General features: G+C 65.0%; 17 protein-coding genes. 2 read left to right on the top strand and 15 right to left on the bottom strand.

What is annotated here, in order from left to right; genetic code table 11:
- Positions 1 to 22: 22 nt before the first annotated feature.
- The 3 genes from DXH78_RS00520 to DXH78_RS00510 form a co-directional block, all read right to left on the bottom strand.
- The gene (locus tag DXH78_RS00520; protein WP_115515233.1) at positions 23 to 1,177 is read right to left on the bottom strand and encodes a hypothetical protein; all 1,155 of its coding nucleotides are present in this window, start codon (positions 1,175 to 1,177) and stop codon (positions 23 to 25) included.
- A gap of 232 nt (positions 1,178 to 1,409) precedes the next feature.
- Positions 1,410 to 1,619, bottom strand: coding sequence for a hypothetical protein (locus DXH78_RS00515; RefSeq protein ID WP_115515232.1), 210 nt, complete (start codon positions 1,617 to 1,619; stop codon positions 1,410 to 1,412).
- Positions 1,620 to 1,909: 290 nt separating this feature from the next.
- The gene (locus DXH78_RS00510; protein WP_115515231.1) at positions 1,910 to 2,158 is read right to left on the bottom strand and encodes a hypothetical protein; all 249 of its coding nucleotides are present in this window, start codon (positions 2,156 to 2,158) and stop codon (positions 1,910 to 1,912) included.
- Positions 2,159 to 2,355: 197 nt separating this feature from the next.
- Between DXH78_RS00510 and DXH78_RS00505 the strand changes: the two genes are divergently transcribed.
- The gene (locus DXH78_RS00505) at positions 2,356 to 2,589 is read left to right on the top strand and encodes a tautomerase family protein (protein WP_115515230.1); all 234 of its coding nucleotides are present in this window, start codon (positions 2,356 to 2,358) and stop codon (positions 2,587 to 2,589) included.
- Here the strand turns inward: DXH78_RS00505 and DXH78_RS00500 are convergent.
- From DXH78_RS00500 to DXH78_RS00470, 7 genes are all read right to left on the bottom strand, one after another.
- Positions 2,571 to 3,773 carry an MFS transporter gene (locus DXH78_RS00500; protein ID WP_115515229.1) on the bottom strand — a complete coding sequence of 401 codons (1,203 nt, stop codon included), beginning with the start codon at positions 3,771 to 3,773 and terminating at the stop codon, positions 2,571 to 2,573. The genes DXH78_RS00505 and DXH78_RS00500 overlap by 19 nt on opposite strands.
- A 203-nt stretch (positions 3,774 to 3,976) precedes the next feature.
- Complete coding sequence (flhA, locus tag DXH78_RS00495) at positions 3,977 to 6,097, bottom strand: flagellar biosynthesis protein FlhA (protein ID WP_115517645.1); 2,121 nt, start codon at positions 6,095 to 6,097, stop codon at positions 3,977 to 3,979.
- A 193-nt stretch (positions 6,098 to 6,290) separates the two neighbouring features.
- On the bottom strand, positions 6,291 to 6,869 hold the full coding sequence (locus DXH78_RS00490) for a fasciclin domain-containing protein (RefSeq protein WP_115515228.1): 579 nt from the start codon (positions 6,867 to 6,869) through the stop codon (positions 6,291 to 6,293).
- A gap of 96 nt (positions 6,870 to 6,965) precedes the next feature.
- The gene (locus DXH78_RS00485; protein ID WP_115515227.1) at positions 6,966 to 7,682 is read right to left on the bottom strand and encodes an anti-sigma factor; all 717 of its coding nucleotides are present in this window, start codon (positions 7,680 to 7,682) and stop codon (positions 6,966 to 6,968) included.
- A complete protein-coding gene (locus DXH78_RS00480) occupies positions 7,679 to 8,248 on the bottom strand; it encodes a sigma-70 family RNA polymerase sigma factor (protein ID WP_115515226.1) in 570 nt (189 codons plus the stop codon). Before DXH78_RS00480 ends, DXH78_RS00485 begins: the two co-directional genes overlap by 4 nt.
- A gap of 134 nt (positions 8,249 to 8,382) precedes the next feature.
- A complete protein-coding gene (locus tag DXH78_RS00475; protein WP_115515225.1) occupies positions 8,383 to 8,649 on the bottom strand; it encodes a hypothetical protein in 267 nt (88 codons plus the stop codon).
- An 86-nt stretch (positions 8,650 to 8,735) separates the two neighbouring features.
- Positions 8,736 to 9,077: a DUF952 domain-containing protein gene (locus DXH78_RS00470; RefSeq protein WP_115515224.1), complete on the bottom strand. Its 342-nt coding sequence runs from the start codon at positions 9,075 to 9,077 to the stop codon at positions 8,736 to 8,738.
- A 135-nt stretch (positions 9,078 to 9,212) separates the two neighbouring features.
- Between DXH78_RS00470 and DXH78_RS00465 the strand changes: the two genes are divergently transcribed.
- The gene (locus tag DXH78_RS00465) at positions 9,213 to 9,401 is read left to right on the top strand and encodes a hypothetical protein (protein WP_115515223.1); all 189 of its coding nucleotides are present in this window, start codon (positions 9,213 to 9,215) and stop codon (positions 9,399 to 9,401) included.
- Positions 9,402 to 9,473: 72 nt separating this feature from the next.
- Here DXH78_RS00465 and DXH78_RS00460 read toward each other — a convergent pair whose 3' ends face one another.
- The 5 genes from DXH78_RS00460 to DXH78_RS00440 form a co-directional block, all read right to left on the bottom strand.
- Positions 9,474 to 10,367 (bottom strand): inositol monophosphatase family protein, encoded by an 894-nt coding sequence (locus DXH78_RS00460; RefSeq protein WP_245416686.1) that lies wholly within the window; start codon positions 10,365 to 10,367, stop codon positions 9,474 to 9,476.
- A complete protein-coding gene (locus DXH78_RS00455; protein ID WP_168192661.1) occupies positions 10,364 to 11,281 on the bottom strand; it encodes a diacylglycerol/lipid kinase family protein in 918 nt (305 codons plus the stop codon). The genes DXH78_RS00460 and DXH78_RS00455 overlap by 4 nt, the downstream gene beginning before the upstream one ends.
- A gap of 102 nt (positions 11,282 to 11,383) precedes the next feature.
- Positions 11,384 to 12,754, bottom strand: a complete 1,371-nt coding sequence (flbD, locus tag DXH78_RS00450) for a sigma-54-dependent transcriptional regulator FlbD (protein WP_115515220.1) — start codon at positions 12,752 to 12,754, stop codon at positions 11,384 to 11,386.
- Positions 12,755 to 12,806: 52 nt separating this feature from the next.
- A complete protein-coding gene (gene fliN, locus DXH78_RS00445; protein ID WP_115515219.1) occupies positions 12,807 to 13,166 on the bottom strand; it encodes a flagellar motor switch protein FliN in 360 nt (119 codons plus the stop codon).
- Between the two features lie 24 nt (positions 13,167 to 13,190).
- Positions 13,191 to 13,808, bottom strand: coding sequence for a FliH/SctL family protein (locus tag DXH78_RS00440; protein ID WP_115515218.1), 618 nt, complete (start codon positions 13,806 to 13,808; stop codon positions 13,191 to 13,193).
- Positions 13,809 to 13,818 lie beyond the last annotated feature (10 nt).

The raw sequence follows: 13,818 nt of genomic DNA, 5'->3' as shown, positions 1-13,818 counted from the left end.
GCGCCGCGCCCGGGGCAAGTCCTTAGTTCGCCGCCGCCGCCAGTTCCTTGGAGCCGGCGGCCTGCGCGCCGCGCTGCATCTGCCCGTCGATGTCGGCGATCAGTTTGCCGACCACGCCGGTGCGCCGCGCCACCGGATTGCGCTCATAGCCGTTCCGCTGAAAGAAGTTCGAGGTCGGCACCTGGGTGCGGAATTCCACCGGCATGGTCACCATATCGAGCCCGGTGGAATCGCCGGTGAGGTTCATCAGTTCGAGTTCGGGCGCGGTGAGCGGGGCGCGATAGCCCTTCATGCGCGCGAACAGCACCGAGTTCAGAAGCTTCTGCGTCTGCACCACCGGGCCGATATCGATGTCGAGCACGATGGCGTGGATGCCCATGCCGCCGGCGGTCTGCTTGGCGAGCTTGTCGTATTCGCTCCATTTGCCGGGCACCGATTTGGCGTAAGCGATCATCCGCTTCACCGCCTCGATCTTGCGCGCCATGGCGCGCCTGGCTTCGCCCTGCAAGGTCTGCTCCTTGCGGCGCAGCGCGGCGAGTACGATGTCGGCATGCTCGGCCAGCATCGACACCGAATTGGTCGAGAGCATCTGGTTGTAACCGACAGCGGGTGAGATCGCGGTGGCGCGCTTCGGCGAAACGCCGGCTTGCGTGTCATAGGTGCCGTTGCCGCCGGTCTCGAAGGCATAGACGCCGACGATCTGCTCGCGCGTCAGGCCTGAGGCGAGCGCGACGCGGGCATAGGCGCGCTTGAAGTCGAGTTCGCTGGCCGGCTGGTCGGGAACGAAGCCGAACTGGGCTTTGGCGTGACGTAGGAAATCGGCGATCACCGGGATCGGCGGCGCCTCGCCGGGCCGCGGACCCGGCGGCGCATTGGGATCGACCGGGCGCGGCGGGCCGGAATAGACCGGCGGATGCTCGAGTACATAGTCGTCGAGCAGGATGGTTTCGTTGCTGCGACGCTTGGCGTTGCGGATGCGGCGTTTGTCACTCACAGCGTCCCAGTAGGCGGCTGCTGCTGCTTCATAGGGCCGGCGCGCCGCGTCCCAAGCGGCAAGCTTCGCCTCGTAGTCGCCGGCGACGGCAATACTCGACCCTGCGGGCAGTCCGCCGGCGCAGGCCGACAACATCACGGCGAGCGGGGAGAGCAGGGCGGCAGTGACGAGGCGGCGCAGCATGAATTGTCCCGGGCTGATTCGCGTCAGCCTCCACCCTGCGACTTTTATCCGACGTTTCAAGGGCGGATGCCGAGTGCCGGCGCGATCATTCGCCGCGTACGCCGCGCGTATGATGCAAAAAAAACGCGCCGGCAAAGCGGCGCGTTTAGTCTTGGGGGAGGTTCAATCGATAGTCTCAGTCATCACACGTCAGTTATCGTCGTCCAGTGTCAGTCAGAGCACCGATCAGGCGTTAGCGGATGGTCGTGCCTTCGCGCACGGTCATCACTACCGGCTGGCCGGCTTTGTAAACTTGCGGTCCCTGCGCCGTCATAACGTCGGTGCCGAGATTTAGTTGCGTGGCCGCGATGCCGATCACAGCGATCACTAGCGCGGCAAAAAGGCCGACCACCACGATCTTGAGGTGGGTGCTGCGGTCGGCCGTGTACATCGACCAGTTCATCTCTCAGTCCTCCAACGTCCGCCGGGTTGCCTTGTTTCAAAGCATCGGGGAGCGATCTCGTTCGCTTTGTTAACGTGGGGGCGCGCCGGCAGTTCCGCCCGTCCTTTCACGGAACAGTGAAACTGCGTGATGATCGGGGCGCGAAGACGTTTCGGCCGGTTGGGGGCCAATTGCGGCCGGCCTGCGGCAGTTGTTTATTCCGCCCCGGCCGCGCTGATGGATGCAGCGCAAAAAGAAAAAGCCCGGCTCGATGGCCGGGCAATTTCACGGGCAGGTTAGCAGCGGCAGGATCAGGCGTTGGCTGCGCGCTTGAGCGGATAGGCTTCGCTCTCGTAGAGCGCCTTGATGTCCTGATGGCTCAGGCGGGCTTCGTTGATTTCGATATAGGCGCCGAGCAACTGGGCTTCCGGCAATTCCTCGACCGCAAAGCGGATGGCCTCGGAGGCCTTGTCGAACCGGCGGTAGCGGACCTTGCTGGCGACCTTGCGGTTACGCGACGGGAAAAGCTCCGCCGGCGCGGTAAAATCGATGGTCTTCATGATGTCTCCAGAGCAGCCGGACCAAACAGGCATTCCGGCGAGGATTTGAGCACTCTATATAGTCATATAACTGCGGCAATCCAGTGGCCCGGGGGACTAATCGCTACCCTGACGGGTACCGGTGGTGGCGTAGTTAACCGCCTGCGACTAAAGAGTTTATCTTGGATGTCATCCGGCCGGAAACCAGGACAAGCATAATGCCCCATATTGTCGTGAAAATGTTCGCCGGGCGTTCCGACGCCGACAAGGCCCGGCTGGCTGATGCCCTCTCCCGGGCGGTTATTGAAACGCTCGGTTCGACCGACAAGTCGATTTCGGTCGGCATTGAGGACATCAAGCCGGAGAACTGGGGTGCCGAGGTCTACCGGCCGGATATTGCGGCCAAGCTCGACACCATCTTCAAGGCTCCGGGCTACGACCCGCCGGCCTGAGGCGGCGCGGCCCTGCTGTCGCGGTACAGGACATTGGCCATGACGAAGCCGAGCGCCGCCCCGATGGCGCCGATCAGGTAGACGCTGCCATAGCCGGCGCGGTCGGCGACCAGGCCGGCGATGGGGCCGGTGAGACCATAGGCGATGTCCTGAAATGCCGCGAAGCCGCCCAGTGCGGTGCTGCGCAAATGCGGATCGACCAGACGGATGACTTCGCGGCCCATGGCCGGAAACACCATCGAGCAACCGAGCCCGGTCAGAAACGCGCCGGCCAACGCAAAGGCGGGATGCGGCGCGGTCCAAATCAGGACCTGGCCGATCGTCTCGACGCCGAGCGACACGATCGCCACCGGCACGCCGCCAAAGCGATCCGGCAGGTGCCCGAACAGGATGCGCACCAGCACGAAGCCGCCGCCGAAGGCGGTGAGGCCGAGCCCGGCATAGGTCCAGTGCTGGTCGCGGAAATACAGCACGAAGAAAGCGCCGATGGCGGCAAAGCCGATGCCCTGCAGGCCGACGATCGAACCATGCCACCAGATGCGGCCGATCACGCTGACGAAGGATGGCCGGTCGGCGTCGGGATGTGCGGCCACGCCGGGTATGCGCCAGATGACCAGCAGGGAGATGGCCGGCAATACCGCGCTGATCGCCATCGCCGCGGCGAAGCCGAGTTTGTCGAGCATGATGACGCCGATCGGCCCGCCAACGGCGAGCGCGCCGTACATCGCCGCACCCATCAATGCCAGCACGCGCGACGACCGTGCCGGACCGACGATGCCAACGCCCCACGAGACGACGCTGACGGTGACGAGGCTTTCGCCGATGCCGATGAGCAGCCGGCCGCTGAGCAGCGCGCCATAGGCTGCGAGTGGCATGTTTGAGAAAAGCCCGGCGCCGAGCGCGACCAGCGCGCCGGCTATGTAGAACAACAGGCCGCGCCGCAGCGCCAGCTTGGCGCCGCGCCGGTCGGTGAAAGTGCCGGTGATGCCGCGCGAGGCGATGGTGGCGACGAAGGCGATGCCGACGCCGAGGCCGGCCCAAACATTGCTGTAGCCCAGTTGCGTGGTCACGAAGACCGGCACGATAGGCAGCGGCATGGCGATGCAGAGATAGGAGAGAAACAGGACGGCGGTGAGCAGCAGCAGACGGCTGTCGGCCGGGTCACGAGTCTTCAGGGAGGTCATCGGAGATCCTTGCGGTGCTCGTCACCGAACGGACTGCGTCGCGAACAATAAAAAACGCAATCCGACCGGCGACGGTCGTTACGACCGAGAGCGGTTGATTGCGTTGGTTCACGTTGAACGCTTACGGCCGGTTGGGACCGGCGGCACCGGGCGCAAAGAATGCGCCCGGGAAGTTCTTAGACGACGGCGCACCGGCTAGCAAGTTAAACGCTACCCACCGTCTTCAATCGCGCGCGCGGGTGGATTTCCGATTGCGAGATCACCGGCGTCTGGGCGCGGAAGCGCTCGACAATGCCCCGCACGTAAGGCCGGATGCCGGCCGAGGTGACGAGCACCGGCGCTTCACCTTCACGCGCGGCCGCTTCGTAAGCATGGCGCACCAACGTGATGAATTCGGTGAGTTTGGAAGGCTGCATGGCGAGCTGGCGCTCCTCGCCGGTGCCGACCAGCGATTCCGCGAAGGCCTGCTCCCAATGCGCCGACAGGGCGATCAGCGGCAGGTAGCCCGACGGATTGGCATATTGCGCGCAGATCTGGCGCGCCAAACGCATGCGCACATGCTCGGTGAGCATGACCGGGTTGCGCGTCGAGGCGAGCCCTTCGGCGATGCCTTCGAGAATGGTCGAAAGATCGCGGATCGAGACCCGTTCGGCGAGCAGCATTTGCAGCACGCGCTGGATGCCCGAGGTGGTGATGAGCGCCGGCGTGATGTCCTTGAGCAGTTCGGCCTGGTCTTTCGGCAGTTCCTTGAGCAGCTTCTGAACCTCGCCGTAAGACAACAGCTCCGACATGTTGCCCTTGAGCAGCTCGGTGAGATGCGTCGACAGCACGGTGGCGGCGTCGACCACGGTGTAGCCTTGCATCGCCGCCTCGTCCTTGATGGCGGCGTCGACCCAGGTGGCGGGCAGGCCGAAGGTCGGCTCGGTGGTGTGGTTGCCGGGCAGGCGCACCTGATTGCCGGCCGGGTCCATGACCATGTACTGGCCCGCCCACACCTTGCCGGTGCCGGCGTCCACTTCCTTGATCTTGATGATGTAGCTGTTGGCGTCGAGATGCACGTTGTCGAGAATGCGGACCGCCGGCATCACGAAGCCCATTTCGCTGGCGAGCGAACGGCGCAGCGCCTTGATCTGTTCGGTCAGGCGGTCGGTGCCGTCCGGTGCGTTGACCAGCGGCAGCAAAGCGTAGCCGAGTTCGACCTTGAGGTCGTCGATCTTGAGCGCGGTCGAGATCGGCTCTTCGGTCGCTTGCGCTGCTTTCGCCTCGGATTGCTGCTGTCCGATTTCGCGCGCGGCCATTTCCTTGGTGCGGCGGGCGGTGACGGTGGCGAGGGCGATGGCGCCGCCGCCGAGCATCATGAAGGGGAGGAATGGGATGCCGGGCAACAGCGCCATGCACATCATCACGCCGCCCGACAGGCCGAGCGCCTTCGGATAACCGGAGAGCTGCTTCATCAGCGCCTTGTCGGCGGCGCCGGAAATGCCGGCCTTGGAGACGAGCAAGCCCGCCGCGGTCGAAACGATCAGCGCCGGCACCTGGGTGACGAGGCCGTCACCGACGGTGAGCAACGTGTAGGAGCGCGCGGCGTCGGCGAATGTCAGTCCCTGCTGCGCGATGCCGATGATCATGCCGCCGATGACATTGATGAAGACGATAAGCAGGCCGGCGATGGCGTCGCCGCGCACGAATTTCGAGGCGCCGTCCATGGCACCGAAGAAGCCGCCTTCGTCCTCCAGATCCTTGCGGCGGCGGCGGGCGTCCTTCTCGTCGATCAGGCCGGCCGACAGGTCGGCGTCGATGGCCATTTGCTTGCCCGGCATGGCGTCGAGGTGGAAGCGCGCGGCCACTTCGGCGATGCGGCCCGAGCCCTTGGTGATGACGACGAAGTTCACGATCACCAGAATGGCGAAGACGATGATGCCGATGACGAAATTGCCGCCCATCACGAAATTGCCGAACGCCTGAATGACGTGGCCGGCGGCGTCGGTGCCTTCATGACCGTGCGCGAGGATCAGGCGTGTCGAAGCGAGGTTGAGCGACAGCCGCAGCATCGTGGAAACGAGCAGCACGGTCGGGAAGGCGGAGAATTCCAGCGGCGTGTGGATGAACAGCGCCGTCATCAGGATCAGCACCGACAGGATGATCGAAATGGCGAGAAAGGCGTCGAGCAGCACCGCCGGCAAGGGCAGGATCAGGACGACGAGAATGACGAGAACGCCGATCGCGAGGCCGAGATCGCTGCGCCGGATGATATTGCCGATGTCCCCCAGGCTCGGGATGCGCGAGGCGCGTGGGGCAGGGGACGCGGCGGTAGTGTCGGTCATGCGGGGCGCTGGGCTCTCGGGTGGCCGGACGGCGAAAATGCGGTCGCCGGCGAACACGCGCCGGCAACCCGGCAAAGATTGCCCAGTTTATGGTTAGCGAGTGGTTAACGGCCCCCCGAATGGCCGGTTGGCCCCTCCCGCGGGGAGACGGGAGGGGGCCGGGGGCCAAGGGGTCTCGGCCCGGTTTGCCGGGTTACATCGCCGGCAGCAGCACCGTGTCGATGACGTGGATGACGCCGTTCGACTGCTTCACGTCCGCGATGGTGACCGTCGCGGTCTGGCCCTTTTCATCGACCAGCTGGAGCTTGTTGCCGGCCATCTTGGCGGTCAGCATGCAGCCGCCGACGGTCTTGACCTTGTGCATGCCGCCGTCGTCCTTGATCATCTTGCCGATGGTGGACGCCATGGCGTCGGCCGCGACCACATGACACGTCAGGATCTTGGTGAGCTGCGCCTTGTTCTCGGGCTTGAGCAGCGTATCGACGGTGCCCGCCGGCAACTTGGCGAAGGCTGCGTTGGTCGGCGCGAAGACCGTGAACGGTCCCTTGCCCGAGAGCGTATCGACGAGGCCTGCGGCCTTCACCGCGGCGACCAGGGTCGTGTGGTCCTTCGAGTTCATCGCGTTCTGCACGATGTTCTTCGACGGATACATCGCAGCGCCGCCGACCATCTTGGTTTCTTCAGCGTGGGTCGGAACGTAGGACGCGGCGGTGATGGCGACGCCAAGCGCCAGAGCGGCGCCGGCAAACGCGGCCTTGCATGCGAGATTCATCAGTCAACTCCCTTTATCTCTCTTCAACGTCTCCGGCGATGTGCGGGAGACACAGGAGCTACGGGAGCGTTGCGGCGCGGGATGCCGGCGCCGACTTCACAGACGCGTGAGCTTGCCGGAGGCAACGACCGGGCCGGTCGGCTGGCCTGTCGGTGAGCCGCCTTGCGGCTCCAGCGATACGGCCAGCACGGCGTCGGCCGTCGCATGCGGGATCAGCGCAGCCGGGATTGCGATGGTGACGGCTTGCGTGGCGCTCAGGATACCGAGCGGCCGCGGACGGCCGTCTGCGGGAATGAGCCAGAGTTCGGGAACGCGCGTTGCATCGGCGGCAAAAGCGGCCGGCACGACAGCGACATTGCCATGCGCAGGATCGACGGTGGCGATGAAGTGGCGATGGCCGCCGCCGTCGATCGACGCCAGAAGCGGCGCCGGCGTGCGGGAACCGCTTGGGAATCCGCCGACGTAGATAAAGAGCCCGAGACAAGCGACGGCCAATGCCGCGCTCGCCGCGGTCAATCCGCGCCAGAAGGCGAGGCTTTGCCACAGCCCGGCGCGGGAAGGCGCCTCGTCCGCGGCCGGAAGCGATGCGGCGATCCGGTCCCACAGCGCCGCAGGCGGCGCGACTTCCGTTAGATCGGCCGCCATCGGCACAAGACGCGATTGCCAGTCCTCGACCAGCCTGCCGAACGCTGCGTCGCGGGCCATGCGGACTTCGGCGCGCGCACGATCGTCGCGCTCGAGCACGCCGAGTGCATATTCGGCGGCGAGCCATTCGTCGGGCGACAACCCGTTATCGTCGCGCATGTCGCTCATCGCGTTGCGGCTGCCTCCAGGCACAGCTTCATTTTCATCAGGGCGCGCCGGATCCGGCTTTTCATGGTGCCGGCCGGTATGCCGCCGCGGCGCGCCAGTTCCTCGTAGGTCGATCCGGCGAAGAATGCGCCGCGCAGCGCGGTGCTTTCCTCGGTCGCGAGGCTGTCGAGACAGGTTCGCAGACGCGCCTGGTCTTCATGCGCCGTGAGTAATTGTTCCGCGCCCGGCGCATCGTCGGCGATGGCGTTGGCGGCGTCGAGGGCCTCGAACGACGTGGTGCCGCGTGTCGCGCGCAGACGATCGATGGCGCGGTTGCGCGCGATCGTGATGAGCCAGGTCATGGGGCTGGCGCGGCTCGGGTCGAAATCGGCGGCACGCCGCCAAACGGTCAGATAAACGTCCTGCAACACATCCTCCGCTTCCTCGCGGCTGCCCAAGATACGCAGGACAACGGCAAAAAGCTTCGCGGAGGTCAGCCGATAGACGGTCTGCAGCGCGGTTCTCTCGCCGCCGGCGATCCGCGACAGGGCGGCGATGACCAGATTTCGGTTGGCGTCGAGATCCATTCGTGGCGATTAACCTGCTCGCACGTCTCCGCGCGGATCGGCGGCACGCTGGAAGTACGGATCGACCTTACAAGGTCGGATCGTCGGGATGACGGTAACTCAGTGCGGCGCGTTCAGGGAGACGGACAGAAACGTCAAGCGTCGTCGGCCTCGTCGTCGCTGACGCACAGCAGGTGCATTTCGCCGCAGGCCGGACAGCGGCGGCGCAGGGCCGGGCGGTCCCTCAGCGACTCCAGGATCGGCTCTTCGGTCACCAGGACGAAGGAGGCGCTGACCGGGCAGCGATAGCGCATGGCGCCGGAGGCGCGCGGCTCGGTTTCGGCCTGACGCAACGGACCGGCGCTGGCATGAAAAACGGACGGGTGAAAATGGCCCGCCCGGCTGAGTTCGTCGGGGTTCATAACGGCATCCTGTTCCGCAGTGGAAACGCACGGGGCCGGGCTTGCGTTCCGACAGCTACTGCCTCAATGCTAGCCATGCCCGCAAATCATGCAGGCAGCGGTGGCAGAGTGTGGATACCGCCTGCGCCGAGCGGCAGCGGCACCACGCGCGTCACCGCCGCAAGCTTGAGCGCGCCATAGAGATGCGGGAATAGAGCGCCGCCGCGCGACGGCTCCCACTTCAGCGCCGCGCCGAGACGGCCGGTATCGATTTCGATCAACAACAGGTCGGTCTGTCCGGCAAAATGCTTCGCCAGGGTTTCAGCGACCTGGCTTGCCGTTGAAAAGTGAATGTAGCCGTCCTGAAAATCGACCGGCGCGCCTCGGAAGACGCCTTCGCGTTCGGCCTCGCGCCACAACGTCTCAGTACATACTTTGTAGATGAACATTATAAACAATCTCGAATTGCGGGCGTAGCGTCAGATTATTGCCGCTATACGCGTAACAACGATCTGCACCGCCCATGCGCGTCCTTGAATGCGTCATCTTTTGCGCCTACTTGGCGGCAAACGAAAGGGACGTGGATGCAAGATATCGAACAATATCTCATCGACAAGGCCGATGAGTGCGCCAGGCTGGCGCGCGCAGGCAGAGAACTGGCGGACAGCCTGGAAACCATGGGGCATGATCTCATGGCAAGAGCGGTCGCGCTCGATTCTGCGCGCGACCGCCTCAACAAGGATGAAAGGTCTGTTCGGGCCGCCAAGCGCTGAGCCCGAGTTTAACGCCTGCCATCGGACGTCGCACAAAGCCCGGCCATTGCGCCGGGCTTTGTGTTGTCCGCATCACGCGGCCTTCTGCGCCTCGCACATCTTCTCGACCGCGCTCGGCTCGCCGACGATCAGTTCATTCTTCCAGTACCGCAGGTCCGGCGCTTCTTTGGTCGGCGCGAACTTTTCCATCGGCACCCAATCGTCGCCGTCGCGCCGCCGTGCGATGCCGCCGCCGGCGAAAACCAGCGCGAGGCCGCCGGCAACGTCCCAGATATTCGGCGAGGCAAAGCGCGCCGCCTGCATCAGGCCGGCGGCGACCATGGCGCATTCGAAGGCCGCCGAGCCGGTCTTGCGCGTCTCCCAGAAGCCGTCACTCACGGTCGCGACCGGCACGCCGACCAGACGGCGGCGTACGGCGGGATTGACCTTCGGCGTCACGTCGGCGCCGTCGAAGCGCAGCTTGCCGCTGCGCGTGCAGTGATAAACGCCGGAGCGCAGCGCATGCGACACCGGACACCACAAGGCACCGACCACCGGCACGCCCTTGTGCAGTACGCCGATCGATGCCGAAAATAACGGAAAGCCGTTGACGAAATTGGCAGTACCGTCGATCGGGTCGACCGACCAGACGAAATCGCCGCCGCGCGCCGGGCGATCGTCCATCTCCTCGCCGATGATGTCGTGCGTGGGGAAATTCTCGGCCAGCCGCTCGCGGATCATGCGCTCGACCTTGTTGTCCACCTCGGACACCGGATCGCGCCATTCGTCTTCCTTGGCGGCGGTCTTGTACTTGACCGCGAGCAGGCCGCCGAGCGCCTTGGCGATCTCCGCGCCGGCGATACCGGCGAGTTCGACGGCGAGATGCTCGATGTCGCGCAGCAAATCGCGCGACACGCCATCGACCAGGGTTGGCGATGCCGCATCAGGCGGCGAAGCGTCGGCATTTGGTGGAGCAGCCATTGTCATGCGGCGGTCGCCTTCTTTTCCGGAGTCTTCTGCGCCGGATGCTTCACCGGGATGACGACGTTGAGTGGTATCTCTTCCAGCGTGACGTCGATGCTGTGCTTGCCGCCGGTGGCTTCATAGGATGCGTCGTCGAGCCGCGTGGGTGCGTCGCGGAAGGTAATCTCGACCTTCGCACCCTTGCGGTTGGTAACAGGCGGCTTGTCGTCCTGGGGCGCCTCGACCCATTCCATCAGCGCCTTGCGATTGTCCGTTTCGAACAGGACGACGTCGAGCTTGTCGTCGCTGACATCGGCCGTTGCCGCGATCGGCAGGCCGGGTCCGGTGAAGGCAATGTTGCAGACCTCGATGCCCAGTACCTCGCGCTCGTGCGATTTGCCGTCGATGGTCATGACGATCTCGATCGGCTTGGCGCGCTTGAGCGCCTTCTGCAGCAAAGTGCGGCCCTGGCGCAGATTGTCGGCGCCTTCCGGCTTCTTGCCCTTCCTGGCATCGAGCAGGAACTGCGGAAAGACGCCGACGCCGTAGGCCTCGAGAAGCAGGCTGGTGCCCCAGTGGCCAGTCACGGAACCCAGTGACACCGGGCAGGTGCGTTCGGGGTCCCACATCTCCACCAGTTCCTGCGGCGTGCCGGCGATGCCGAGCGAGCGCGCGAAATTGTTGGCGGTGCCGAGCGGCAAGAGAGCGACCGGAATGCTCCGGTCGGGAATGGTTGTGAGCACCGTCGCAATGGTGCCGTCACCGCCGGCGGCGACGATGAGGTCCACCGACTTGTCGAAGGCGTCGGCGAATTTCTCGTCCTTCACCGACGCATAGCGGACGTCAAAGCCGGCCAGTTTGAGCGCGGCCTCGAGGCTGTCGCGGTCGTGGCCTTTATTGCCGGCATTGGGATTGTGGCAGAGCAGGACTTTTACCATGACCCGCATAACCGCAACGGTGGGGTCTAAGTTCCCGAATGCCCAAAATGCAAAACGGCCGGTGGGGATAAGCCACCGGCCGTTTCGATGTTTGGTGCAGCTTTAGGCCGCGCCCTTCATTTCGCCACCGTGCGGCGGCGGGATCGGCTGGCCGTCGGCCGAATATTCGTTGAGCTTGTTGCGCAAGGTGCGGATCGAGATGCCGAGAATATTGGCAGCGTGCGTCCGGTTGCCGAGGCAGTGCCGCAGCGTCTCCAGGATCAGGTCGCGCTCCACCTCGGCCACGGTGCGGCCGACGAGGTTGCGGGTGACCTGTTCGGCGGTCATGGCCGCCTGTTCGGCGACATTGGTACCGTGCGAGGAGTCGAGGCGCGCGCCGTCGGGCGACAGGATGCCGTCAACGCCGATCTCCGCGCCGGTCGAAAGAATGACGGCGCGATGCAGCGTGTTTTCCAGCTCGCGCACGTTGCCCGGCCAGCGGGTGTGGTTGAGCGCGCGCCGCGCTTCGTCCGACAGCGGCCGCACCGGGAGGTTGTTGGCGTCCGAATACTTCTTGATGAAGTAGGTGGCGAGTTCCGGAATATCGGCCGGGCGCTCGCGCAGCGGCGGGATCTTCAGGTTCACGACATTGAGGCGGAACATGAGATCTTCGCGGAACTGGCCCGCGCGCACCGCTTCGGCAAGATTGCGGTTCGAGGTGGCGATGATGCGGATATCGACCGGCACCGGCTTGCCGCCACCGACGCGGTCAATGACGCGCTCCTGAATGGCGCGCAGCAGCTTGGCCTGGAGGCGCACATCCATTTCCGAAATTTCGTCGAGCAGCAGCGTGCCGCCATTGGCTTCCTCGAACTTGCCGATGCGGCGGGCAAGCGCGCCGGTGAAGGCGCCTTTCTCGTGGCCGAACAGTTCGGATTCGAGCAGGTTCTCGGGAATGGCGGCGCAGTTGACCGAGATGAACGGTTTCTTGGCGCGCTGCGAGCGCGAATGCACGAAGCGGGCGAGGACTTCCTTGCCCGTGCCGCTTTCGCCGGTGATCAGCACCGAGGCTTCCGAACCGGCAACCTGCTGGGCCAGCTTCACGACGGCGGCCATGGCCTCGTCGCGATAGATCATGTCGCGGTTGTCATGCGTGACGGCGGCGAGCACGGCGGCGATCAGATCGGGATCGGGCGGCAGCGGGATGTATTCTTTGGCGCCGGCGTGGATGGCGCGCACCGCGGCGCGGGCGTCGTTGGTGATGCCGCAGGCCACGATCGGCACATGGATGCGCTCGAGTTCGAGCTTGTCCACCAGTTCGCGGATGTCGATCGCGACATCGACCATCAGCAGATCGGCGCCGCGCCCGGAGCGCAGGACAGCGAGGGCCTGGTCGATGGAGTCGGCGTGCGTGACCGAGGCGCCCTTGTCCATCGCGATCTTGCTCGCGATGGTGAGCTGGCCGCCGAGCGTTCCGACGATGAGTAGCCGCATGGCATTCTTCCTTCTCGTGCAGGTCGCTGCGCCCTAAAGGCGCGGCGTCGCGTCAGTTCTTGTCCGCCTTGATGATTTCCGTCATGGTTACGCCGAGTTTTTCCTCGACGAGCACGACTTCGCCGCGCGCCACCAGCCGGTTGTTCACGTAGATATCGATCGCTTCGCCGACCTTGCGGTCGAGCTCGAGCACGGCGCCGGGTCCGAGCTTCAACAGATCGCCGACTTCCATGCGGGTGCGGCCGAGCACGGCCGAGACCTGCACCGGAACGTCAAACACCGCTTCAAGATCGGCGGCGCCGCGATGCACCGAGTCTTCGGCGCCGGTCGGCGCCAGCGGGCCGGCCTCGACGATTTCCGGCGCGCCGCCTTCCAGGTCCGGGAGCGGAACTTTGCTGTCATTGTCACTCATGGTCTTTTCTCCGAACCCTTTTGCTTAATTATGCGGGGCGGTGCGTGCCGCGATGTAGCGTTGCACCGCTTCGTCGATCACTTTGAGCGTGGCGTCGCGGTCGCGCACGATGCCGCCTTCCGCCCATTCGATACGGCAATTGCCGGGCGCCAGCGCGGCATCGGCCATCACGTCGATGCGGCCGTCGAAGCCGCGCGAGCGCGCGATGTCTTCGATCTTCTGTTTGGCTTCGTCGTAGATGTCCTGGCCGACATGGATCGAGATTTGCGGCGTGGCGATGAGCTGGCGGAAGCAGTCGGTGGCCAGCACCTCGATCTCGGCGAAAGGTTCGCGGGCGATCAGTTCGGGCGCCAGCTTGCTCGCCACCGCGAACGCGACCTGAACCGCTTCGCTCTCGAGGCGCGCTTCGATGTCCTTGAGTTGGCCGTCCAGCAGCATTGCCTGTTCGGCCAGCATGGTCAGCGCTCGGGCGATGCGCTCGTTCTGTTCGGCGCGCGCCTGGGTCTGCCCCGCGTCGAAGCCCTTGCGATGGGCGATCGACTCGGCGTCCTCGCGGCGGCGTTCGGCCTCGACCAGGGTAATGGTCGGCTTCTCGCCGGAGGCGAAGTCCTCGTCGAACAGGAATTTGGCGGCAGCAGCCATCTTTCAGTTA

The organism is Undibacter mobilis, from assembly GCF_003367195.1.
In the GTDB taxonomy this organism is placed as follows: domain Bacteria; phylum Pseudomonadota; class Alphaproteobacteria; order Rhizobiales; family Xanthobacteraceae; genus Pseudolabrys; species Pseudolabrys mobilis.
The sequence above is the reverse complement of the archived record's forward strand: the minus strand, read 5'-3'. Positions and strand labels throughout refer to the sequence as shown.